Here is a 21,409-nt window from a genome sequence, read left to right on the forward strand (position 1 = left end):
CGGCGAAAGCCGGGGCGGCAAGGCCGCTACGCCGAGCCCCGGGCATCGCCCCTGCCGTAGTCGGACGCCTCGTAGCTGGCGAAGTACGAGGCGACCGCGTCGTCCCCGCCGTGCCCCTGCGCCTCGGCGCGCCGCAGCCGCTCGGCCACCGCGGGAGCCGCGTCGAGCCGCACCCCGCTCTCCCGGGCCGCCCGGGCGATGAGCTCGGCGTCCTTGCGGGCGCCGGAGAGCGGGAAGCTCGCCTCGTAGCCGCCCTCCAGCACCAGCCGGGCCTTCGCCTGCAGATACGGGGCGTCCAACGGGCCGCCCGCGACGGCGCCGAGGAAGGCGTCGGGGTCGACACCGAGGCCCTCGGCGAGCGCGAGGGTCTCGGCGGTGCCGTTGATGAGGGTGAGAACCCAGTTGTTGACCACGAGCTTGAGGCGGCTGGCGGCACCGGGCTCCGCCCCGAGCCACAGCGTCCGGGCGCCGATGGCGTCGAGGACCGGAGCCGCGCGCTCGCGCACCTCGGGGTCGTCCGAGGCGCCGGACACCAGCACGGTCAGCTCCCCCGCCTCGGCGGGTGCCTTGGTGCCGAGCACGGGTGCGTCCAGGAAGCGCAGCCCGTGCGCCCGGGCGAACCCGACCAGCGGTTCCAGCCCGTCCGGCCCGACGGTGCTGGTCTGGAGCCACACGGTGCCTTCGGACAGGCCCTGGGCGGCGGCGCGCATGGCCTCCAGCACGGCGGGGCCGTCGTGCAGGGAGGTCAGGACGGTCCCGGCGCCGCGCACCGCCTCGGCCGCCTCCTCCGCGATGCCGACGCCGTGCGCGGCCAGCGGCTCGGCCCGGCCGCGGGTGCGGTTCCAGGCGCGGACCGTGAGCCCGGCCGAGGACAGGTTGCGGGCCATGGCGGCCCCCATGGTGCCGGTGCCGAGCACCGCGACAGAGGTTTCGTACGACATGCCGGAACGGTAGGCGTTCGAGCGGGCACGAGGGCAAGCGGCGCGCATGCGCGGCGCCCGGCTTCCGGCGAACGGCGCGCGCGGCGCCCCTGCCGGCGCCCCGCGGCCCGCCGCGGAGGGCACGGCCCGGGTCAGACCACCTGGTGCAGCCAGCGGACCGGAGCGCCCTCGCCGGCGTAGCGGAACGGCTCCAGCTCGTCGTCCCAGGGCTTGCCCAGCAGTCGGGAGATCTCCGCTTGCAGGTCGCTCTCCCCGCGCCCCGCGCGGGCGACGGCCGCGCGCAGCCGGTCCTCGGGGATGAGGATGTCGCCGTGCATGCCGGTGACCGCGTGGAAGATGCCGAGGTCGGGGGTGGCGCTGTAGCGCTCCCCCTCGGCCGTCGCACATGGCTCGGCCGTCACCTCGAACCGCAGCAGGTGCCAGCCGCGCAGCGCGGAGGCCAGTTTGGAGGCGGTGCCGGGATCCCCCTGCCAGGAGAACTCGGCCCGCCAGGTGCCGGGAGAGGCGGGCTGTCTGATCCAGTCGAGGTTGACGCGCGCGCCCAGCACACCCGCGACCGCCCACTCGACGTGCGGGCACAGGGCGCGGGGCGCCGAGTGGACGTACAGAACTCCACGTGTCGTCACCGGGACCTCCAGTGCGCTCCGAGGGTCGCCACCGGGCGGCCTCGATCACCTACCGGTCACGCGCCGGGAAAGCGCCTGACATTTTGCACCACCGGTCACTTCCCTACCAGCTCCCGAGGTTACGAATAGTAAACACCATTGCGCTCAATTCTCCCTGAAAGGGACAGGAAGTGACGCGAGGTAATATTTACCAGTCGCCGTGCCGATCGACCCACCGCTCATCGACCACGGCACAAGCTATCGCGAGGCGGCACGTGGTGGGTGACGTACCGTCGGTCGGGCACGGATGAAACAGGGGGGCGGATGACGGAGAGCCACGAACCGGGGAACGCGCATTCGGCGCCTACCCGGCCCGCCGCACGCAAACGGTCCCGTACCGTCGCCATCTGCGCTTTCGTACTGATCACCGTAGCGGGTCTGGTACTCGCCGTGTCGTGCGGCGACTCCTCGGGTGGAGGCGACGAGCGCGGCGCGCAGCGCGCCAAGGACTCCTCACGCCCCCATTCCTCGCCCACTCCGCGGAAGATCTGGAACCGCGAGCCGGAGTCCCTGGCGGCGGTCGGCGACTCCATCACCCGCGGCTTCGACGCCTGTTCGCTGCTGGCCGACTGCACCGAGGTCTCCTGGGCCACCGGCACGGCACCCGGCGTCGACAGCCTCGCGCGGCGGCTGCTGGGCGACCCCGAGGGGACGAGCTGGAACTACGCGGCCAGCGGTGCCGTGATGGCCGACCTGCCCGGGCAGATGCGCCGGGCCGCCGCCCGGAAGCCGGACCTGGTGACCGTGCTGAGCGGCGCCAACGACGCCTGCCGCAGCACGACCGAGCGGATGACCCCGGTCGCGGACTTCCGCACCGACTTCCGCGCGGGGCTGCACGCGCTGCGCGCCGACGCACCCGAGGCGCAGGTCTACGTATCCAGCGTGCCCAACCTCAAGCGGCTGTGGCAGGAGGGCAGAAAGAGCCCGATAGGGCAACGGGTGTGGGGGCTGGGCATCTGCCAGTCGATGCTCAAGGACCCGCAGTCGATGGCTGCCGCCGACCGGGAGCGGCGGCAGGAGGTCCAGGACCGGGTGATGGCCTACAACACCGTGCTCAAACAGGAGTGCGCCAAGGACCTGCGCTGCCGCTACGACAACGGCGCCGTCTTCGACTACCGCTTCACCGAGGCCGAGCTGAGCAACTGGGACTGGTTCCACCCCAGCAAGAAGGGCCAGCACAGCCTGGCGCAACTGGCGTACGAGGAGATCACCGCACGGCGTCCCGCCGGCTGAGGCGCGCGGTCCGGCCGGAAGGCGGGCGGCATTCCCGGGTTCGGGTCCGTCCGGGCTGCGGGGTACCGCCGGTTCGGCAGCGCCCCGCAGCCCGACCGCGGGATCAGGCGGTCTGCAGGGTGACCTCGATGTTGCCGCGCGTGGCGTTGGAGTACGGGCAGACCTGGTGGGCCTTCTCGAGCAGGTCCTCGGCCGTGGCCTCGTCCACGTTCGGGATGGTGGCCCGCAGGCTCACGGTGAGGCCGAAGCCGCCCTCGGGGGTGTTGCCTATGCCGACCTCGGCGGTCACGGTCGAGCCGGAGATGTCCGCGCCCTCCTTGCGGGCCACGACACCGAGCGCTCCCTGGAAGCAGGCGCTGTACCCCGCGGCGAAGAGCTGCTCGGGGTTGGTGCCCGCGCCGCTGCCGCCCATCGCGCGCGGCGGGTTGACGACGACGTCGAGCTGGCCGTCATCGCTGGCCACGCGGCCGTCGCGGCCGTTCTCCGCGGTGGCGACGGCGGTGTACTTGACGTCGATCGGCTGTATCGCCATGGATTTCCTCCTGTTGATGGCACGACCGGGGGAACTCGCGCCCAGGCTCCCTCCGGTGCGGTGCCCAGCGTAGGCGCTCGCTCCGAGGGCGGTGCAGGGAGCCCGGCCGGACCGGGCCCGGGCGGGGAGCCCGGCCGGACCCGGCCCGCCCGTGCTCGGCGTTTCAGCCGTCGAGATTGACGATCATCTTGCCGACGTTCTCCCCACGCAGCAGGCCCAGGAAGGCCTCCAGGTTGTTCTCGATGCCCTCGACCACGGTCTCCCGGTACTTCAGCTCCCCGGAGCGGACCCAGGGGGCCACCTCGTCCACGAACTGCTGCTGGAGGTCGAAGTGGTCCATGACCAGCAGCCCCTCCATCCGGAACCGCTTGGCGATGATCTGGGCCAGATTGCGCGGCGCCGGGGTCGGTTCGGTGGCGTTGTACTGCGAGATCATCCCGCACACCGCGATCCGGCCGTGCAGGTTCATGGCGTCGATGGCGGCCTCCAGGTGCTCGCCGCCGACGTTGTCGAAGTAGACGTCGATTCCGCTCGGCGCCGCCTCCCTGAGCTGCTCGGCGACCGGGCCGTGCTTGTAGTTGAAGGCCGCGTCGAAGCCGTACTCGTCGGTGAGGACCTTGACCTTCTCGTCGGAGCCGGCCGAGCCGATCACCCGGGAGGCGCCCTTCAGCCGGGCGAGCTGGCCCACCTCGCTGCCGACCGCACCCGCCGCGCCGGAGACGAAGACGGCGTCGCCGGGCTGGAAACCGGCCACCCGCAGCAGACCCGCGTAGGCCGTCAGGCCCGGCATGCCCAGCACCCCGAGGTAGGTGGAGAGCGGAGCAGCCTGGGGGTCGACCTTGGTGGCGTACTTGGCCCGGAGCGTGGCGTACTCGCGCCAGCCCAGGTCGTGCAGCACGTGGTCGCCGGGGGTGAAGGCGGGGTCCTCGGAGGCGAGGACGACACCGATGGCGCCGCCGGTCATGGGCTCGTTCAGCTTGTAGGGGTCGGCATAGGACTTCGCCGAGCTCATCCTGCCGCGCATGTACGGGTCCACGGACAGGTGGATGTTGCGCACCAGGATCTGCCCCTCGGCCGGAGCCCGGACCGGCTCCTCCCGCAGCGCGAAGTCGTCCGCGGTGGGCCAGCCCTGCGGCCGGGCGGTCAGGTGCCAGGCACGCCCGCTGGCCGGGATCCGGTTCTCGGCGGAGTCGGGGGATACGGATGAGGTCACGCTGTCGCCTCCAGAATTGCTTCAGGTACTGAAACAACCATGCGGGCGGATATTTCATGTTGTCAAGCATCGCCCGCTAGGCTGGTCGCATGGCAGCAGGAGACGGTCGCGCCCCGGACGCGCTCAGCGTCGAGGTCGCCGAGCTGATCGGCACGGTGGTCGCGCGCTACCACGAGGAATACGAGCTGGCCGCCGCCGAGCACGCGCTGACCGGCGCGCAGGCGCGGGTCCTCACCCTGCTGTCGCACCGGCCCACTCCGATGCGGCAGCTCGCCCGCCACCTCAAGTGCGAGCCGTCGAACGTGACGGGGATAGTCGACCGGCTGGAGGCGAGAGGCCTGGTCGAGCGCAGACCAGACCCGGCCGACCGCCGGGTCAAGGTCGCCGCCACCACCGAGGAGGGCCGCGCCACCGCGACCCGGCTGCGCGGCGACCTGGACTTCGCGGGGGAACCCCTCCAGGAGCTGACGCCGGCCGAACGCAGAATGCTGCGCGATCTGCTCAGGCGGATGCTGGGCGGGACCGCGCACTGAGCCCGGCCACCAGCAGGTCGAGCCCCGCCCGGAACTCCTCCGAACGGTCGCCCTGGGCCGAGGCCGTGGCGATCTCCACCACCCGCGGATAGCGGCCCTCCGGAAGGGTCCGCCCGCGCTCGATCACCTCGTCGGCCGAGCCGCCCGACAGGCGCAGCGAGGCGGCTCCCGACTCGCTCTGCGCGAAGCCGATGACGAACCCGACCACCAGCCGGAAGGCCACCAGCAGATCCCGCCCCGACCGGCCACCTCGGGCGAGCGCCTCCAGCATCCGCTCCCCGAAGGCCAGCGTCGGCTCGTCCGTCGTGCGGCGCGCCACGATCAGCGGTACGACCTGGGGATGGCGGCGGACGGTCGCCCAGTAGGACTCGGCGAGGACCCGCACCTCCTCGCGCCAGTCCTCGGCGGGCTCCACCGGGTAGGCGGCGTGCCGGACGACGGCCTCGATCACCAGCGACTCCAGCCCGTCCCGGCCGTCCACGTAGTTGTAGAGCGTCATCGGGCCGGTGCCCAGCCGCGCGGCGAGAGCACGCATCGAGAGGGCGTCCAGCCCTTTGTCGTCGGCCAGCTCCAGAGCCGCCGAGGCGAGTTGGTCCCTGCTGAACTTCTTCGGTGCGGGCACGGGCGTCCGCCTTCCCGGCCGTCCTCCGGCCACTGGCCGTTCCGGCCTTCCCTTGACCACGTACGCCGTACGTGTTCCACTGTCATCACGTACACCGTACTTGATGAAGAGGTGGCCACCATGCCCGCGGTAGACCTGTTCTCCTCCATGATCCGGCTCGGACCCGACGGCGATGCCCGGGCCGAGGAGCGCCGGATGTCCCCGGACCTCGACGGCTGGACGGTGGTGACGCTGCATGTCGACAGCGGCGCGGACGCACACCCCGAGTCGTGGGAGTGCCACCCCGACGGTGAGGAGGTGATGTGCGTGCTGACCGGCACGGTGCGGGTCCACTTCCGCAGCGAGACCGATCCGCGGGACCCGGACGGGGAGCCGGCGGCCCGGCTGGGCCCGGGCACCGCCTGCGTCATCCCGCGCGGGCGCTGGCACCGCATCACCGTCGAGGAACCCAGCGACATCATGACGTTCTCGCGGATCGCGGGGACCCGCATGGAGCGTCGCACCGGGTGGTGAGCGACGGCGTGCCGACCGGGAGCACGGCATCCGGCGCACCGGACGCGGGCAATCGGCACCGGGGGCCGGAGACGGCATGCCGCCCAGGAGACCGGGTCACCGAAATTCACGGAAAAGGATGCGCGACAGGCCGATAAGTTTCTCCGCAGACGGCGGTCTGGATCCATGAACGGTGTGGCAGCAGCCGCGAGCGGTGAGGGCCTCGCACCGATCCGCCGAGAACCGACACGAGACACCGAGGACCTGAGATGCGCACTCTGATCAGCACCGCCTTCATATCGCTCGACGGCGTCGTGGAGGCCCCGGGCGGGGAGCCCGGCTACCGGAACGCCGGGTGGACCTTCAAGGACATCGAGTTCGTCCCCGAGGCCTTCGACATCAAGGGCCGGGAGCAGAAGGAGGCCGCCGCCATGCTGATGGGGCGGACCAGCTACGAGGCGTTCAGCCCGGTGTGGCCGGACATGGCGGACTTCGCCGACTACAAGCTGCTGCCGAAGTACGTCGTCTCCACCACGCTGGGCGAGGAGGACCTGGTGGAGAACTGGGGCGAGACGACGATCCTGCGCTCGCTCGACGACGTCGCCGCGCTGAAGCGGACCGAGGGCGGCCCGATCATCCTGCACGGGAGCGCCTCCCTGAACCAGGCGCTCTCGGACGCCGACCTGATCGACCGCTACCACCTGCTCGTCTTCCCGCTGCTGCTCGGCGCGGGCAAGCGGCTGTTCAGCACCACGGACAAGGACACCCAGAAGCTGAAGCTGGTCGAGCACGACGCCTACGCCAACGGCCTGCAGAAGAACGTGTTCGACGTCGTCCGCTGACCGCCGTCCGGTGCCTGCCGCGCCCGCGGCTCGCGACCCCGACCGGCCGGTCCGGCGCCCCCGCACGACGCCCCCGCACCGGGGCAGGATGCGGGGCGCACGGAAGGCACCTGCGGTCGGACCGCCGGCCCCGTCCGGTGCCTCGCGGCCCCCGTGGGCCCGCCCGGCGGCCGAGCCCACGGGGGTGCCTCCGGTCAGGCGGTCTTGCGGGGCCGTGCGGACTTCTTCGCGGCGGACCTGCCCGCGGTGGTCTTCTTCGCCCCGGTCTTGCCGGTCGCACCTGCCGACTTCTTGGCAGCGGCCTTCCCGGTGCCGGTCTTCTTGGCCGCGGTCTTCTTGGCGGTGGTCTTCTTCGCCGCGGTCTTCTTCGCCGCGGACTTCTTCGCCGGACTCTTCCCGGCGGCCGGCTTCGCGCCGGACCCCGCGGCTCCGGACCTGCCACCCCCTTCGCCGCCGCTCCGCCCGGACGCCGCCCGCCCGGCCGTCTCCTTCCTGCGGTCCGACAGCTCGTGGACGGTCGCCTCGCCCTCCTGGCGCCCGCTCCTGGCCTCCTGGACGCTGCGCTCCAGCACGGACATCAGATCCACCAGCTTGCCGCCGCCCGCCTCGGCACGCCGGCGCAGTTCCTCGGACGGCGGCTCGGCGCCCTCCGCCTTCGCCCGGACGAGCTCTTCCAGCGCCTCCCGGTACTCGTCCCGCAGGTCGCCCCAGTCCAGCTCGCCGAGGGTCTCCATGAGGGTGTCCGCGAGGTCGAGTTCGGCGTCCCGCACCGTGACCTCCTCCTCGGGTGCGACGCCGCCGACCGAGCGGATCTCGTCGGGCCACAGCATCGTGTGCAGCGCCAGCGCGTCCTCGTAGACGCGCAGCATCCCGAGGCTCTCCCGGGCCCGCAGGGCCAGCTTGGCGACGGCGACCTTGCCGGAGCGCTTGAGGGCCTCACGCAGCAGGACGTACGGCTTGTCGGCGCGCTTGCCGTCGGCTGCCAGATAGTAGGAGCGGTCGAGCTGGATGGGGTCGATCTCCTCGGCGGGCACGAAGCCGAGGATCTCCACGGTCTTGGCGGTGGGCAGGGGGAGGGCCGCCATGTCGTCGTCGGTCAGCAGCACGGTGCGGCCCTCTTCGGTCTCGAAGCCCCGGCCGATCTCCTCACGCGGCACTTCCTCCTCGTCCAGCTCGCACACCTTGCGGTACCGGATGCGGCCCTGGTCGGCCGTGTGGACCTGGTGGAAGGAGACGCTGTGGTTCTCGGTGGCCGCCACCACCTTGATCGGGATCGAGACCAGCCCGAACGAAATGGTCCCTTTCCAGATTGAACGCATACTTTGTCCCTTCTATGGGACTCTCAGGTTATGCCGCACACGGAGATCGGGGGCCACCGTCTGGCCCTCAGCAACCTCGACAAGGTGCTCTATCCGGCGACGGGGTTCACCAAGGGCGAGGCGATCCGCTACTACGCCGCCGTCGCCGATGTCCTGCTGCCCCACCTCGACGGACGCCCCCTCTCCTTTCTGCGTTTCCCGGACGGCGTGGAGGGCGAGAAGTTCTTCACCAAGCACGTTCCGCCGGGCACCCCCGACTGGGTGACGACACGCAAGATCACGGTGGTGAGCAGGACGCCGCTGAACCAGGTCCTCATCCAGGACGAGGCCACGCTGGTCTGGGCGGCCAATCTGGCGGCCCTGGAGCTGCACACCCCGCAGTGGCAGTCGGACCACCAGGCCGAGGCGGACCGGCTGGTCTTCGACCTCGATCCCGGTGAGGGTGCCGACATCCTGGACTGCCGCAGGCTCGCCGACTGGCTGCGCGAACGGGTGGCCGACGACGGGATCGCCCTGCTGCCCAAGACCTCCGGCTCCAAGGGCCTGCACCTGATCGCGGCGATCGAGCACACGCCCTCCGACCGGGTCTCGGCATACGCGAAGCGGCTCGCCCAGCAGGCCGAGGCGGAGCTTCCCGACCATGCGGTCAGCAAGATGGCCAAGGATCTGCGGCCGGGGAAGGTCTTCGTCGACTGGTCGCAGAACAACCAGGCCAAGACCACGGCAGCGCCCTACACGCTGCGCGCCAAGCAGCGTCCGACCGCCTCGACCCCGCTGACGTGGGCCGAGCTGGCCGCTGCCGACCGGCCGGAGGACCTGGTCTTCCTCGGCACCGAGCTGCCGCAGCGGATCGAGGAGTACGGCGACCTGCTGGCCCCACTGCTGGAGAGCGCCGCCGGGAGCGGCCGGGGCCGCATCCCGGCGTAGCGTCGTGCGCACACCGCCCGGGGGGCTCCGCCCGCGCGCCGGGGCGGGAGGGTGGAGCGGCCGAGGTCGCTCCGCCCTCCCCCGGACGGCTTCCGTGGCGGCCTCCCGAAGAGCCCGCCGACCGGTCTCAGTGCGCTTCCGCGCCCCAGTCGCTGCCCGCGCGGGCACGGTAGTCGCGAGCCGTGCGGACCCGGTCGGCCACCGAGGAGGGGAGCCGGTCCTGGACGGCGTCGGCGGCCTTCGCGGCGGCCTGCCGGCTGCTGAGCGCCGCCGCCTCCCCCGCGTTGCGCACCGCCGGGTTCTCCGCGATCCTCCGCACGCCCTTCCTGATCTGCTCGTAGCGCTCGCGTCCCGCGCGGGCGCCGAGCACGTAGCCGATGGCCAGTCCGGACACGAATGTGAGCCGGTAGCGCATAGCTTGCCCCTTCTCTCGGCTGGTGGTCCTGCTGCCGTACCCGGGGACTGCGGCAGCCACCGGGGTGCCTCAGGGGTACCGCGTTCGGGCGGCGGCAATACCGATTTCGGAGCACCCCCTGGCATGCGCTAATGTATTCCCCACCGCAAGGGAGCGCCCCGGGGATCCGGAGTGCGACCGACGCGACGGTCCCGTGTAGCTCAATCGGCAGAGCAGCCGGCTGTTAACCGGCAGGTTACTGGTTCGAGTCCAGTCGCGGGAGCACCACTCGAAAGGGCCCCTCTCCAGGGGCCCTTTTCGTGTGCCACCACTGCGTCCGAGGCCCGGCACAAGGGGCGTTCTTCCGTGCTTCACAACGAAGTTGGCCGCGAACTGGAACCAATCACCCTTGGTTCGGGGTCCTCACCTGCGTAGATCTCCCCCGGCGCGGGCGGCAGATCCTATGAACGGTTATGCTGCGGCAGACGGCGCGCACAGATGTGCGCGGCGCGCCGTTACGGGGCGGTAGCTCAGCCGGTTAGAGCAGCGGACTCATAATCCGTCGGCCGTGGGTTCGAGTCCCACCCGCCCCACCTCAGTACAACCGCGCAGAAACGTTCCGAGCTGGACCTCGGCCGGAGCATTCCGGGAACGGGCGCCCCGTTCCGCGTGCCCTCCGGCGGCCGTTGACCTCTGCGCCGGGCAGCTGCCCCCGTCACCCGTCCAGGGCACCCCCGTCCAGGTCTTCGAAGAGCCCCTCCGCCCGGTCGGACCGCGCGCTCCGCGAAAGCCGTGCGAGCCGTGCGAGCCGTGCGAGCCGTGCGAGTCCTCCGGAACAGCGCCCGCACCTCCCTGCGCCGTCCGGGCGCCCCCGCTCTTCGGCACCTCTGTGGAAGCGTCCCGCCCGCGACTCCGTCCAACGGCATCCGGGACGGCTCTCCCCCGCGCCCCGGATCGCACCCTCCACACCGCGCCGCCACCGGAAGAGCCGTCAATATTGGTTGACAGCAGTCTCGCGTCACCCTAAGTTGACATGCATGGCAGGAACGGAAGCAGCAGGAGCGGACGAGGCGGTCCGCACCGCACAGGCCGCCCTGGACGGCGACCCGGCCGTGGGGCTGCGGGCCGTCGCCGCGCTGCGGCGGCTCGCCGAGCGCCTGGAGGCGCTCCAGGTCGACAGCGCGCGCCGCCAGGGGTGGTCCTGGGACGAGATCGGCGCGGCCCTCGGAGTCAGCAGGCAGGCCGTGCACAAGAAGCACTCGAAGCGCACCGGGAGGTAGGAACGATGTTCGAAAGGTTCACCGAGGAGGCGCGGGACGTGGTGATCGGCGCTCAGGAGGAGGCACGCTCCCTCGGGCACGACCGGATCGGCACCGAGCATCTGCTGCTGGGCGCATTGCGGCGGCCCGGGCGGACGGGCGCCGCGACCCTGCACCGGCTGGGCGTGAGCGCGGCGTCGTGCCGGGCGGCGGTCGCGGGAGTGGTCGCCGGGTCCCGCGAGGACCTCGGCCCGCAGGACGCGGAGGCGCTGCGCACCCTCGGGATCGACCTGGCGGAGGTCCGCAGGCGTGCGGAGGAGTCCTTCGGCGCGGGCGCGCTCGACTCGGCCCCGGGGTCCGGTCGTACGGGGCGCGGCAGTGGCACCGCCCCGCGGCACATCCCGTTCGCCGCACGCGCGAAGGGGGCGCTGAAGCGGGCGCTGCGCGAGGCGTCGGCGCGCGGGGACCGGGAGATCGGGACCGCACACGTACTGCTCGGCGTGCTGGGGTCGGAGGACAACATCTCCGTCGCGGTGTTCACGCGGCTCGGCGTGGAACCGGCGGTGGTGCACGAACTGGTGCTCGACGACCTGCGGACGGCGGCGACCTCGTGAGGAGACCTCCGGGGCGCACGTGACCGGGACCTCTGAGGCTCCGGTGACGGGAGGGGCACCGGTGGCTCGGTAGGGGGCAACTGCCCGCACAGAGCCGGGTGATGACGTACAACCCCCCGAGGCGGCGACGTGTCGTACTGGGTATCCCGCGCATCGCTCCCATTCCGGCGATGCCACGGAAAGCACGTATACGACTGCTTCTTCACCGAAGAGGGGGAAAAATCACGATGCGTTCCACCGGTTCCACCCGCTCCACCCGCTTCTCCAAGGGCGCACTGGCCGCTGCCGCGACCTCCGCGCTGGTACTCCTGCCCGCCGGGGCCGCCTATGCCGGCAGCGGCCCGGCCACTCCCCCGGCGCACCCGCAGAAGCTGACCCGCAGCACGGCCCCCTCCCCCGAGGGGAACCCGGCGAGCCGGGCGGCCCGGGCGGCGGGGGTCTGCGACGACGCCGTGCCGATCGGCACCCGCGGACTGATCAAGCGGGGCTCGGAGACGATCGCCTCGGTCAAGCAGTTCTACTCGAAGAAATGCAACGAGAACTACGGCTACGTGTGGGTCTGGGAGAGCTTCCGCAAGACAGCCGCGCCCTACGACATCACCGCCGGCGTCTACAGCTACAGCGACGACTCGGTGCACGCCGCCAAGGCGTGGAAGTCCACCAAACAGCAGGAGTTCTGGACGGACGGGGCAAACACCGTCGACCACTGCACCTCCGGCGTGGGCAGCCTGCGCCCGGCCGGCGCGCCGCAGAGCTACCAGGCGTACTCCCAGAAGCGCTGCTGAGCAACGCACCCGACCGGCCCACGACGGCCGGAGGGGATGCGCAAGAGCCGGGGCCCGGCGCCGCTTTGCCGGTGGCGCCGGGCCCCTTCCGCGCCGCTCGCACCCCCTTCCCACGACCCGCCGCCGCGCGCACGAATCCCCGCCACGGGCATCACCGCCTCGTACTGTGAGGTTCTGGTCTGACCGTTATGACCGGAAAATCCCGTACTCCCATCAGGAGGAGATTCATGCGCACTCCGTCCGCCTTCAAGGGCGTCTCGCCCGTCAAGGGCGCCCTCACCGCCGCCGCCTGCGCGATGGCGCTGCTGCCCGCCGGCGCCGCCCAGGCCGACGCCACGGCGCCGGCCCCCACCGAGGCCCGGGCCGGCTCGGCGGCGGCATCCGCCGGCCTGCCCGAGAGCGCCCCGGCGGCCGACGAGGCCGGCATGTCCGCCGACCGGTCCGCCATGTCCGCGCACATGTGCAGCGACGCCCACCAGATCGGCTCGACCGGCTACATCAAGCGCAAGGGCTACACGATCGGCTCGGTCAAGCAGTTCTACTCGAAGAAGTGCAACCGCAACTACGGCTACCTGTGGGTGTGGAAGAGTTTCCGCGACCACCACCGGAACTACGCGACGAACGTCGGCGTGTACGACTTCCACGCCAAGAAGCTGGTCGGGCTGCGCATCTGGCGCCACACCTCCGCCGCGGAGTTCTGGTCCTACCCGGCGGACACCGTGCGCCACTGCACCGCTGCGCGCGGCGCCGTGACGGTGCCCGGCGAGAGCAAGAACTACGCCTACTCCTCCAAGCGCTGCTGACCCTGTCCGGCCGCTGACCACCCGAGCCGCAGCGGGGGAGTTCACAGCACCGAGGCCATCCGGCGCACCACCTCCGCCAGGATCTCCGGCGAGGTCGCCAGGTTCAGCCGGACGTGCCCCGCTCCCCCGGTACCGAAAGCGGGCCCGGGATTGAGGGCGACCCGGCCGCGCCGCAGGAACACCGCGGCCGGGTCCTCGCCCAGCCCCAGCGCCCGGCAGTCGAGCCAGGCGAGGAAGGTGCCCTGGGGCTCCCGGTGGGCGACCCCGGGCAGTTCCCCGGAGAGCAGCTCCCCCAGCAGCCGCCGGTTCTCGTCCAGGCCGGCCAGCAGGTCGTCGAGCCAGCCGGTGGCCTGCCGCAGCGCCGCCGAGTGCGCGATCACGCCCAGGTGACTGGGCCCGTGGCCGACCTCCTCCGGCATCGCGGCCAGCTCGTCGGCTGCCGCGCTGCCCGCGACCGCCAGGCCCGCCTTGAGTCCGGCCAGGTTCCACGCCTTGGACGCGGACAGCAGACAGAACGCGTCCTGGCTGCCCGGCACCGACAGATACGGCACCTGCCTGGCTCCCGGCAGCACCAACGGCGCGTGGATCTCGTCGGCGACCACCCGCACCCCGTACGCGGCGGCGAGCGCTGCGACATCCGCCAGCTCCTCGGCGGTGTGCACCGTGCCGGTGGGGTTGTGCGGGCTGCACAGCAGGAAGGCGGCCCGCCGCCCGCCCTCCGCGGCCCGCGCGAAAGCCGCCTCCAGCGCCTCCGGGTCCAGCCGTCCGGCCGGGTCCAGCGGGGCCTCCACGACGCGGCGGTCCAGGTGCGCGACGAACTGGTAGAAGGGCGGGTAGACGGGCGGATTGACCACCACCGCGTCACCGGGGCCGGTGACCAGCTTGAGCACCTCGACGACGCCGAGCATCACGTCCGGCACCAGCGCGGTGCGCTCCGCCGGGATCCGCCAGCCCCAGCGGCGGCGCGCGAAGTCGTCCCACGCGTCCGCGTAGCCGGTGCCCGCGGGGTAGCCGGTGTCGCCCGTCCGGACCGCCTCGCGGATCGCCTCGGCGACCGGCTCCGCCGGCAGGACGTCCATCTCCGCCACCCACGCGGGTAGCACATCGGGGTCGTAGGCGCGCCACTTCATGCTCGTGCGGCGGCGCAGTTCCTCCAGGCTCAGCGTGCGCAGGGGGTTCGGCAACGGTGCTCCTTCCGGTCGTGGTGCCTGTGAGTGGTGCCTGTGAGTGGTGCCTGCGGGTCGTGTTGGTGAATCGTTCCTGTGCGGTGCCCGGGCCGGCGGAGGTGCGGCGTCCGTCACCGGTGCGGGGTGCCGGGGCGGGGTGCCCGGCCCGGTACGGGTGGCTATGAGGCATCATTCCGGCCATGGGGATAGTCGCCGGCCTGGACAGTTCAGCCGAGTACACGAGCATCGTCGTCTGCGACACCGAAACGGGTGCGGTCGTCCGGCACGGGCACGCCGAGCACCCCGGTGAGCGCGACGATCCGCAGTCCTGGCTGCGCTCCCTCGGCACGGCCGCGGGTGGCGGGCAGCTCGCCGACGTGCAGGCGATCGGTGTCTCGGCGCAGCAGCAGGGCCTCGTCGCGCTGGACGGCACGGGCGAACCGGTCGGCGCCGCGCTGCTGGGCAACGACCAGCGGGTGCAGACGGCCGCGGCGGACCTGGTGGAGGCGTTCGGCGGGCGTGCGGCGTGGGCGGCGGCCGTCGGCAGCGTCCCGCAGGCCGCGCACCCGGTGTCCAAGCTGCGCTGGCTGGCCCGCGAACAGCCGGCGGCGGCGCGGCGGACCGCCGAGGCCATGCAGCCGCACGACTGGCTGGTGTGGCAGTTGCTGGGCCGCCCGGCGCGGCGGGTGACCGACCGCGGGGACGCCTCGGGCACCGGCTACTGGTCGGCGGCGACCGAGTCCTACCGGCCGGACCTGGTCGAGCTGGCACTCGGACACCAGGTGGGGCTGCCGGAGGTGGCCGGTCCGGCGGAGCCCGCCGGGCACACCCCGGAGGGGCTGCTGATCTCCGCCGGTACCGGCCAGACGATGGCCGCCGCGTTCGGCCTGGGCCTGGGTCCCGGCGATGTGGTGATCTCGCTCGGCGCGACCGGCTCGGTGTGCGCCGTCCATCACGAGGCGCTGGCCGATCCTTCCGGAACCATCACCTCCTACGCGGACGCCACCGGCAGGCATCTGCCGGTCGTGCGCACCCTGAACGCGACGCGGGTGCTGCGCGGGGCCGCCGGGATGCTCGGCACCGATCTGGAGGGCCTCTCCGAGCTGGCGCTCTCCTCCACTCCCGGCTCCTCGGGGCTGGTGCTGCTGCCCTACCTGGAGGGCGAGCAGACGCCGCAGCTGCCGCACACCGCGGGCTCGCTGCACGGGCTGCGGCGCGAGAGCATGCGGCCGGAGTTCCTGGCGCGGGCCGCTGTGGAGGGCATGCTGTGCGGGCTGGCGGACGCGCTGGAGGTGCTGCGCGCCCGCGGGGTGCAGGTGCGGCGGGTCTTCCTGCTGGGCCAGGCGGCGGGGCTGGGCGCGGTCCGGGAGGCGGCGCCCGCACTGCTGGACGCGCAGGTCGTGGTGCCCGAGCCGGCCGACTACGCGGCGATCGGCGCGGCGCGGCAGGCGGCGTGGGCGCTCTCCGGGTCCGGCAGTCCCCCGCAGTGGCCCGCCGCGGCCTGCCAGGTGTTCGAGGCGGGCGAGCAGCGGGCCGTCGGGCAGGCGGTGCGGCAGCAGTACGCCACGGTGCGCGAGGAGATGTATCCGGGGGCGCTGGGAGTCTGACCCCCGCGGTACACGGGCGCCCCGCGCCCCCGCGCGGCACCGGTGCGCCGGGAGCGGCAGGTCCGGGGCGCGGGCGGGGGACGGGTGTCCGGCGGCGCGCGTCGAGGGCCGGTCGTGCGGGCACCGGGACCGTCCAAAACCGGAGGCGGCCCCGTACCGGACGCTTGTACGCTCGATCACTTGCGCCCTCCGTTCTCCCGATCTGACCGACCGAGGAAATCCGTGTGCTGATCCGCCTCCTCCGCGCCCGGCTGCGTCCGTACCAGCGGCCGATCGCGCTTCTCGTGCTGCTGCAACTCGTGCAGACGAGCGCCACGCTGTATCTGCCCACTCTGAACGCCGACATCATCGACAACGGTGTCGTTCTCGGCGACACCGGCTACATCCTGCGCCACGGCAGCCTCATGCTGGCGGTCTCGGTGGTGCAGGTGGTGTGCAACATCGGTGCCGTCTACCTGGGCGCGCGGACCGCGGCCGCGGTGGGCCGCGACATCCGCGCGGGCGTCTTCGACCGCGTGCAGTCCTTCTCGGCCCGCGAGGTCGGCCGGTTCGGCGCACCCTCGCTGATCACGCGCACCACCAATGACGTGCAGCAGGTGCAGACGGTGACGCTGATGGCGTTCACCCTGATGGTCACCGCTCCGATCATGTGCTTCGGCGGCATCTTCATGGCGCTGGGCCAGGATGTGCCGCTGTCGGCCGTGCTGCTGGGCGTCGTGCCGGTGCTGGGCATCACGGTCGGGCTGATCGTGCGCCGGATGCGGCCGCTGTTCCGCTCCATGCAGGAGCGGCTCGACCACGTCAACCGGATCCTGCGCGAGCAGATCACCGGTGTCCGCGTCATCCGGGCCTTCGTCCAGGACGCCTACGAGCGCCGCCGCTTCCACGCGGCCAACACCGAGCTGACCGACATGCAGTTGCGCACCGGTCGGTTGATGGCGCTGATGTTCCCCGTGGTGATGACGGTGGTGAACATCTCCAGCGTGGTGGTGGTCTGGTTCGGCGCGCACCGCATCAGCGGCGGCGACATGGAGATCGGCGCACTGACCGCGTTCCTCGCGTATCTGATGCAGATCGTGATGTCGGTGATGATGGCCACCTTCATGTTCATGATGGTGCCCCGCGCCGAGGTGTGCGCCGAGCGGATCCAGGAGGTGCTGACGACCGACTCCAGCGTCGTACCTCCCGCCGCGCCGGTCACGGCACTGCGGCGGCACGGCCATCTGGAGCTGCGCGGCGCCGGGTTCGGGTACCCGGGAGCCGAGGCCCCGGTGCTGCACGCCATCGACCTGGTGGCGCGCCCCGGCGAGACCACCGCCGTCATCGGCTCCACGGGCAGCGGCAAGTCCACCCTGCTGGGCCTGGTGCCCCGGCTGTTCGACGCCACGGCGGGCGAGGTCCTGGTGGACGGGGAGGACGTACGTGCGCTGGACCCGGCGCTCCTGGCGGGCACCGTGGGGCTCGTGCCGCAGCGCCCGTACCTCTTCTCCGGGACGATCGCCTCCAACCTGCGCTACGGACGGCCCGACGCGAGCGACGACGAACTGTGGCACGCCCTGGAGGTCGCGCAGGCCAAGGACTTCGTGGAGCGGATGGAGGGCGGTCTGGAGGCCTCCGTCGCACAGGGCGGCAGCAACGTCTCCGGCGGGCAGCGGCAGCGGCTGGCCATCGCACGGGTGCTGGTGCACCGGCCGGAGATCTACCTGTTCGACGACTCCTTCTCCGCGCTGGACTACGCGACGGACGCGGCACTGCGGGCGGCGCTCGCGCGGGAGACGGGGGAGGCCACGGTGGTCATCGTCGCGCAGCGGGTGGCGACCATCCGGGACGCCGACCGGATCGTCGTCCTGGACGAGGGCCGGGCCGTGGGAACGGGGCGGCACCACGAGCTGATGGAGAGCAACGAGACCTACCGGGAGATCGTGCTCTCCCAGTTGACCGAGAGCGAGGCCGCGTGAGCGGGGCACACACCACCGCCCGGCCGCGGACAGCGGGGACGACCGGTCCCGTGCACCGTGCGCGCGTGGCGGCGAGCGGGAAGGACACACCATGAGCGGGCCCGGGGGCATGGCCGGAAGGCCGCCTCGACGATCCATGGACTTCGCCGGGTCCGGCAAGCGTCTGCTGCGGCAGTTCCGGCCGGAGCGGGGCCCGCTGCTGATGATGCTCGGGGTGCTCGTCGTCAGCGTCACGCTGAGCGTCATCGGTCCCAAGCTCCTCGGACTTGCGACGGACCTGGTCTTCGGCGGCTTCGTCGGCCGGAAGCTGCCCGCCGGGCTGACCAAGGAGCAGGCGCTGGAGAACCTGCGGCAGCACGGTGACGACGGGGTGGCCGACATGCTCTCCGGGATGGACTTCACCCCCGGCCAGGGCATCGACTTCGGCGCCGTGGGCGCGGTGCTGCTGGGTGTGGCCGCCGTGTACGCCGCGGCCGGGCTGCTGATGCTGTGGTCGGGACGAATATCCGTCCGGGTCATCACCCGTACTGTCTTCCGGCTGCGGGAGCGGGTGGAGGAGAAGCTGGGCAGGCTGCCGCTGTCCTACCTGGACGGCCAGTCGCGCGGCGAGGTGCTCTCCCGGGTCACCAACGACATCGACAACCTCGGCCAGACGCTGCAGCAGACCATGGGCCAGCTCATCAACTCGCTGCTGACGATCGTCGGCGTGCTGACGGTGATGTTCTGGATCTCGCCGCTGCTGGCGCTGGTCGCGCTGCTGACGGTGCCGCTGTCGGCGCTGGTCGCCACGCGGGTGGGGAAGCGGGCGCAGCCGCAGTTCGTCGCCCAGTGGAAGTCGACCGGCACGCTGAACGCGCACGTCGAGGAGATGTACACCGGGCACGCGCTGGTGAAGGTCTTCGGGCGGCAGCGCGAGTCGGCCGAGGTCTTCGCGGAGCAGAACGAGGCACTGTACCGCTCCGGTTTCAAGGCCCAGTTCATCAGCGGGATCATGCAGCCCGCGATGATGTTCGTCGGGAACCTCAACTACGTGCTGGTGGCGGTGGTCGGCGGACTGCGGGTGGCCTCCGGAGCCCTGTCCATCGGGGACGTGCAGGCGTTCGTGCAGTACTCGCGGCAGTTCAGCCAGCCGCTCACCCAGGTCGCCTCGATGGCCAACCTCGTGCAGTCCGGGGTGGCCTCGGCCGAGCGGGTCTTCGAGATCCTCGACGCCGAGGAGCAGTCACCCGACCCGGACGAAAAGCACGCCGTGCGGCCGGCGGCGGCACGGGGGCGGGTGGAGATGCAGCACGTCTCCTTCCGCTACGCGGAGGACACCCCGCTGATCGAAGATCTGTCGCTCTCGGTCGACCCCGGGCGGACGGTGGCGATCGTCGGCCCCACCGGTGCCGGGAAGACCACGCTGGTCAACCTGCTGCTGCGGTTCTACGAGGTGCGGGGCGGCCGGATCCTGCTGGACGGCGCGGACATCGCCGCCATGTCCCGCGAGGACCTGCGGGCGGGCATCGGCATGGTGCTGCAGGACACCTGGCTGTTCGGCGGCACCATCGCGGACAACATCGCCTACGGGGCGCAGGGGGCCACCCGCGCACAGGTCGAGGAGGCCGCGCGGGCCGCGCACGCCGACCGGTTCATCCGCACCCTGCCGGACGGCTACGACACGGTCCTGGACGCCGAGGGCGACAGCGTCAGCGCGGGCGAGAAGCAGTTGATCACCATTGCCCGCGCCTTCCTCTCCGACCCGGTGATCCTGGTCCTGGACGAGGCCACCAGTTCGGTGGACACCCGCACCGAAGTGCTGATCCAGCAGGCGATGGAGCGGCTGGCAGCGGAGCGGACCAGCTTCGTGATCGCGCACCGGCTCTCCACCATCAGGGACGCGGACGTGATCCTGGTGATGGAGAACGGCGCCATCGTCGAACAGGGCAGTCACGAGGAGCTGCTGTCCGCGGGCGGTGCCTACGCGCGGCTGTACCGTTCGCAGTTCGCCGAGGCGGTGGCGGAGGTGGACTGACCCGCCCCCGCCGGCGTGCGGGCCGCTCCTCGCCGCCGGGCGCCGGGTGAATCCGGGCCGGACCGGACCGGGTGGGCGGTGCCGCGCGGCGGCGGGCGCATCGACGGGCGTCAGTGCAGATAGCCCCGAAGCTGGTCCGCGAAGGTGTGGTCCCGCAGCTTGGCGAGGGTCTTGGACTCGATCTGCCGTATCCGCTCCCGGGTGACGCCGAAGAGCCGGCCGATCTCCTCCAGCGTGCGCGGCCTGCCGTCGATCAGCCCGTACCGGAGCTGCACGACCTTGCGTTCGCGCTCACCGAGCGTGGAGAGCACCGCCTCCAGATGCTCCCGCAGCAGCAGGAAGGCGGCCGACTCCACCGGCGAGGGCGCGTCCCCGTCCTCGATCAGGTCGCCGAGGTTGACGTCCTCCTCCTCGCCGACCGGCGCATGCAGGGATACGGGCTCCTGGGCGAGCCGCAGCACCTCGGTCACCCGCTCCTCGGTCAGGTCCAACTGGGCCGCGACCTCCTCGGCCGCGGGCTCGTACCCGCGCTCCTGGAGCATCCGGCGCTGCACCCGCACCACCCGGTTGATCAGCTCGACCACGTGCACCGGCACCCGGATCGTCCGGGCCTGGTCGGCCAGGGCCCGGGACATGGCCTGGCGGATCCACCAGGTCGCGTAGGTGGAGAACTTGTAGCCGCGCGCGTAGTCGAACTTCTCCACCGCGCGGATCAGCCCGAGGTTGCCCTCCTGGACGAGGTCGAGCATGGTCAGGCCGCGGCCCACGTAGCGCTTGGCGACGGACACCACCAGCCGCAGGTTCGCCTCGATGAGGCGGCGCTTGGCCAGTCTGCCGCGCACCACCAGGCGGTCGAGGTCGAGCGCCAGCTCCCCGTCCAGGGTGGGCGAGTCGACGAGCTTCTCCTCGGCGAAGAGCCCCGCCTCCACGCTCCGGGCCAGCTCCACCTCCTCGGCGGCGGTGAGCAGGGGGATGCGGCCGATCTCGCGCAGGTACTGGCGGAAGAGATCCGCCGAGGCGCCGGTCGCGGGCGCCTCCGGCTGCGGTACCGCGGGCTCGGCCTCCTCCTCGGCCCGGGGCGCCCCGCGCTGCTCCGGCACGGTCCCGCCGGGCTCCGGAACACCGGGCACGCCGCCCGGGGAACCGGGCTCCGCGAGGGGCGCCTGGGCCGGCGGGCCGAGGAGGGCCGCGGCCGGGGCGGCTACCAGGGGCGACTCGGCGACGGGCACCAGCGCCGGGGGCGCCGACGGCGCGGAGTGCGCGTCCAGCGGGGCGGTCGAGGCGGCGCGGGGCGCCGCATTCCGGGTCCGGGTCTGCACGGGGGCGACCTCCAGTGTGATCGCTGCCGGTTCGGGGGCGGCGTGCGGGAGGGGAACGGCCGCGGCCGGGCCGCGCTCCATCCCGTACGGAACGTGCGGTTCCGCGGGGGACTTTGGCCCGTTCCGGCCAGCACCGCCCCGCTCCGAGGACTCAGGCACCGCTCACCAGTG

At 72.3% G+C, this 21,409-nt stretch carries 21 protein-coding genes and 2 tRNA genes; 14 read left to right on the top strand and 9 right to left on the bottom strand.

Annotation, left to right across the window (positions count from 1 at the left end):
- Positions 1 to 26: 26 nt before the first annotated feature.
- Positions 27 to 941, bottom strand: coding sequence for an NAD(P)-dependent oxidoreductase (locus A949_RS0110930; protein WP_026004547.1), 915 nt, complete (start codon positions 939 to 941; stop codon positions 27 to 29).
- 131 nt (positions 942 to 1,072) lie between these two features.
- Positions 1,073 to 1,567, bottom strand: coding sequence for a DUF3145 domain-containing protein (locus A949_RS0110935; protein WP_019356047.1), 495 nt, complete (start codon positions 1,565 to 1,567; stop codon positions 1,073 to 1,075).
- A gap of 303 nt (positions 1,568 to 1,870) precedes the next feature.
- Here A949_RS0110935 and A949_RS0110940 point away from each other — a divergent pair, with 303 nt between their 5' ends.
- On the top strand, positions 1,871 to 2,839 hold the full coding sequence (locus A949_RS0110940) for an SGNH/GDSL hydrolase family protein (protein WP_019356048.1): 969 nt from the start codon (positions 1,871 to 1,873) through the stop codon (positions 2,837 to 2,839).
- A gap of 103 nt (positions 2,840 to 2,942) precedes the next feature.
- On the opposite strand, the gene A949_RS0110945 is transcribed toward A949_RS0110940, so the two are convergent.
- Complete coding sequence (locus A949_RS0110945) at positions 2,943 to 3,371, bottom strand: organic hydroperoxide resistance protein (protein WP_019356049.1); 429 nt, start codon at positions 3,369 to 3,371, stop codon at positions 2,943 to 2,945.
- A gap of 163 nt (positions 3,372 to 3,534) precedes the next feature.
- Entirely contained in the window at positions 3,535 to 4,584 is a 1,050-nt protein-coding gene (locus A949_RS0110950) for an NADP-dependent oxidoreductase (RefSeq protein ID WP_019356050.1), read from the bottom strand.
- 89 nt (positions 4,585 to 4,673) lie between these two features.
- Here A949_RS0110950 and A949_RS0110955 point away from each other — a divergent pair, with 89 nt between their 5' ends.
- A complete protein-coding gene (locus A949_RS0110955; protein WP_019356051.1) occupies positions 4,674 to 5,117 on the top strand; it encodes a MarR family winged helix-turn-helix transcriptional regulator in 444 nt (147 codons plus the stop codon).
- On the opposite strand, the gene A949_RS0110960 is transcribed toward A949_RS0110955, so the two are convergent.
- The gene (locus A949_RS0110960; RefSeq protein ID WP_019356052.1) at positions 5,086 to 5,739 is read right to left on the bottom strand and encodes a TetR/AcrR family transcriptional regulator; all 654 of its coding nucleotides are present in this window, start codon (positions 5,737 to 5,739) and stop codon (positions 5,086 to 5,088) included. The genes A949_RS0110955 and A949_RS0110960 overlap by 32 nt on opposite strands.
- 120 nt (positions 5,740 to 5,859) lie before the next feature.
- Here A949_RS0110960 and A949_RS0110965 point away from each other — a divergent pair, with 120 nt between their 5' ends.
- Both A949_RS0110965 and A949_RS0110970 read left to right on the top strand, forming a co-directional pair.
- Positions 5,860 to 6,252: a cupin domain-containing protein gene (locus tag A949_RS0110965; protein ID WP_037706140.1), complete on the top strand. Its 393-nt coding sequence runs from the start codon at positions 5,860 to 5,862 to the stop codon at positions 6,250 to 6,252.
- A gap of 248 nt (positions 6,253 to 6,500) precedes the next feature.
- Positions 6,501 to 7,073 (top strand): dihydrofolate reductase family protein, encoded by a 573-nt coding sequence (locus A949_RS0110970; RefSeq protein ID WP_019356054.1) that lies wholly within the window; start codon positions 6,501 to 6,503, stop codon positions 7,071 to 7,073.
- Between the two features lie 194 nt (positions 7,074 to 7,267).
- Here A949_RS0110970 and ku read toward each other — a convergent pair whose 3' ends face one another.
- Positions 7,268 to 8,392, bottom strand: a complete 1,125-nt coding sequence (ku, locus tag A949_RS0110975) for a non-homologous end joining protein Ku (protein WP_019356055.1) — start codon at positions 8,390 to 8,392, stop codon at positions 7,268 to 7,270.
- 30 nt (positions 8,393 to 8,422) lie between these two features.
- On the opposite strand from ku, the gene ligD reads away from it, so the two are divergent.
- The gene (ligD, locus tag A949_RS0110980) at positions 8,423 to 9,319 is read left to right on the top strand and encodes a non-homologous end-joining DNA ligase (protein WP_019356056.1); all 897 of its coding nucleotides are present in this window, start codon (positions 8,423 to 8,425) and stop codon (positions 9,317 to 9,319) included.
- A 127-nt stretch (positions 9,320 to 9,446) separates the two neighbouring features.
- Here the strand turns inward: ligD and A949_RS0110985 are convergent, their stop codons facing one another.
- Positions 9,447 to 9,734, bottom strand: a complete 288-nt coding sequence (locus A949_RS0110985) for a hypothetical protein (protein ID WP_019356057.1) — start codon at positions 9,732 to 9,734, stop codon at positions 9,447 to 9,449.
- Between the two features lie 189 nt (positions 9,735 to 9,923).
- Between A949_RS0110985 and A949_RS0110990 the strand changes: the two genes are divergently transcribed.
- The 6 genes from A949_RS0110990 (at position 9,924) to A949_RS0111015 (ending at position 13,174) form a co-directional block, all read left to right on the top strand.
- A tRNA-Asn gene (locus tag A949_RS0110990) sits at positions 9,924 to 9,996 on the top strand.
- 236 nt (positions 9,997 to 10,232) lie between these two features.
- Positions 10,233 to 10,306 (top strand) — tRNA-Ile (locus A949_RS0110995).
- A 444-nt stretch (positions 10,307 to 10,750) separates the two neighbouring features.
- Positions 10,751 to 10,993, top strand: a complete 243-nt coding sequence (locus A949_RS0111000) for a hypothetical protein (RefSeq protein ID WP_019356058.1) — start codon at positions 10,751 to 10,753, stop codon at positions 10,991 to 10,993.
- Positions 10,994 to 10,998: 5 nt separating this feature from the next.
- Positions 10,999 to 11,586 carry a Clp protease N-terminal domain-containing protein gene (locus A949_RS0111005; RefSeq protein ID WP_019356059.1) on the top strand — a complete coding sequence of 196 codons (588 nt, stop codon included), beginning with the start codon at positions 10,999 to 11,001 and terminating at the stop codon, positions 11,584 to 11,586.
- Positions 11,587 to 11,813: 227 nt separating this feature from the next.
- Positions 11,814 to 12,371: a hypothetical protein gene (locus A949_RS0111010; protein ID WP_019356060.1), complete on the top strand. Its 558-nt coding sequence runs from the start codon at positions 11,814 to 11,816 to the stop codon at positions 12,369 to 12,371.
- A 227-nt stretch (positions 12,372 to 12,598) separates the two neighbouring features.
- The gene (locus A949_RS0111015; protein WP_019356061.1) at positions 12,599 to 13,174 is read left to right on the top strand and encodes a hypothetical protein; all 576 of its coding nucleotides are present in this window, start codon (positions 12,599 to 12,601) and stop codon (positions 13,172 to 13,174) included.
- Positions 13,175 to 13,215: 41 nt separating this feature from the next.
- On the opposite strand, the gene A949_RS0111020 is transcribed toward A949_RS0111015, so the two are convergent.
- Complete coding sequence (locus A949_RS0111020) at positions 13,216 to 14,304, bottom strand: MalY/PatB family protein (protein WP_086022650.1); 1,089 nt, start codon at positions 14,302 to 14,304, stop codon at positions 13,216 to 13,218.
- Between the two features lie 236 nt (positions 14,305 to 14,540).
- Between A949_RS0111020 and A949_RS0111025 the strand changes: the two genes are divergently transcribed.
- From A949_RS0111025 to A949_RS0111035, 3 genes are all read left to right on the top strand, one after another.
- Positions 14,541 to 15,947, top strand: coding sequence for an FGGY family carbohydrate kinase (locus tag A949_RS0111025; protein ID WP_019356063.1), 1,407 nt, complete (start codon positions 14,541 to 14,543; stop codon positions 15,945 to 15,947).
- Positions 15,948 to 16,171: 224 nt separating this feature from the next.
- Positions 16,172 to 17,905 carry an ABC transporter ATP-binding protein gene (locus A949_RS0111030; RefSeq protein ID WP_019356064.1) on the top strand — a complete coding sequence of 578 codons (1,734 nt, stop codon included), beginning with the start codon at positions 16,172 to 16,174 and terminating at the stop codon, positions 17,903 to 17,905.
- 91 nt (positions 17,906 to 17,996) lie between these two features.
- Entirely contained in the window at positions 17,997 to 19,919 is a 1,923-nt protein-coding gene (locus tag A949_RS0111035) for an ABC transporter ATP-binding protein (RefSeq protein ID WP_026004550.1), read from the top strand.
- A gap of 110 nt (positions 19,920 to 20,029) precedes the next feature.
- Here the strand turns inward: A949_RS0111035 and A949_RS0111040 are convergent, their stop codons facing one another.
- Positions 20,030 to 21,397, bottom strand: a complete 1,368-nt coding sequence (locus tag A949_RS0111040) for an RNA polymerase sigma factor (RefSeq protein ID WP_037706129.1) — start codon at positions 21,395 to 21,397, stop codon at positions 20,030 to 20,032.
- Between the last annotated feature and the right edge of the window lie 12 nt (positions 21,398 to 21,409).

The sequence above is a fragment of the Streptomyces sp. AA1529 genome, from assembly GCF_000280905.1.
Taxonomy (GTDB): domain Bacteria; phylum Actinomycetota; class Actinomycetes; order Streptomycetales; family Streptomycetaceae; genus Streptomyces.

Coding starts and splice junctions, on each gene's coding strand:
- A949_RS0111005 (WP_019356059.1), top strand. CDS start 10,999: ATGTTCGAAAGGTTCACCGAGGAGGCGCGGGACGTGGTGATCGGCGCT.
- A949_RS0110945 (WP_019356049.1), bottom strand. CDS start 3,371: ATGGCGATACAGCCGATCGACGTCAAGTACACCGCCGTCGCCACCGCG.
- A949_RS0111010 (WP_019356060.1), top strand. CDS start 11,814: ATGCGTTCCACCGGTTCCACCCGCTCCACCCGCTTCTCCAAGGGCGCA.
- A949_RS0111015 (WP_019356061.1), top strand. CDS start 12,599: ATGCGCACTCCGTCCGCCTTCAAGGGCGTCTCGCCCGTCAAGGGCGCC.
- A949_RS0111000 (WP_019356058.1), top strand. CDS start 10,751: ATGGCAGGAACGGAAGCAGCAGGAGCGGACGAGGCGGTCCGCACCGCA.
- A949_RS0111020 (WP_086022650.1), bottom strand. CDS start 14,304: ATGAAGTGGCGCGCCTACGACCCCGATGTGCTACCCGCGTGGGTGGCG.
- A949_RS0111025 (WP_019356063.1), top strand. CDS start 14,541: ATGGGGATAGTCGCCGGCCTGGACAGTTCAGCCGAGTACACGAGCATC.
- A949_RS0110940 (WP_019356048.1), top strand. CDS start 1,871: ATGACGGAGAGCCACGAACCGGGGAACGCGCATTCGGCGCCTACCCGG.
- A949_RS0110930 (WP_026004547.1), bottom strand. CDS start 941: ATGTCGTACGAAACCTCTGTCGCGGTGCTCGGCACCGGCACCATGGGG.
- A949_RS0110965 (WP_037706140.1), top strand. CDS start 5,860: ATGCCCGCGGTAGACCTGTTCTCCTCCATGATCCGGCTCGGACCCGAC.
- A949_RS0110970 (WP_019356054.1), top strand. CDS start 6,501: ATGCGCACTCTGATCAGCACCGCCTTCATATCGCTCGACGGCGTCGTG.
- ku (WP_019356055.1), bottom strand. CDS start 8,392: ATGCGTTCAATCTGGAAAGGGACCATTTCGTTCGGGCTGGTCTCGATC.
- A949_RS0110955 (WP_019356051.1), top strand. CDS start 4,674: ATGGCAGCAGGAGACGGTCGCGCCCCGGACGCGCTCAGCGTCGAGGTC.
- A949_RS0110985 (WP_019356057.1), bottom strand. CDS start 9,734: ATGCGCTACCGGCTCACATTCGTGTCCGGACTGGCCATCGGCTACGTG.
- A949_RS0111035 (WP_026004550.1), top strand. CDS start 17,997: ATGAGCGGGCCCGGGGGCATGGCCGGAAGGCCGCCTCGACGATCCATG.
- ligD (WP_019356056.1), top strand. CDS start 8,423: ATGCCGCACACGGAGATCGGGGGCCACCGTCTGGCCCTCAGCAACCTC.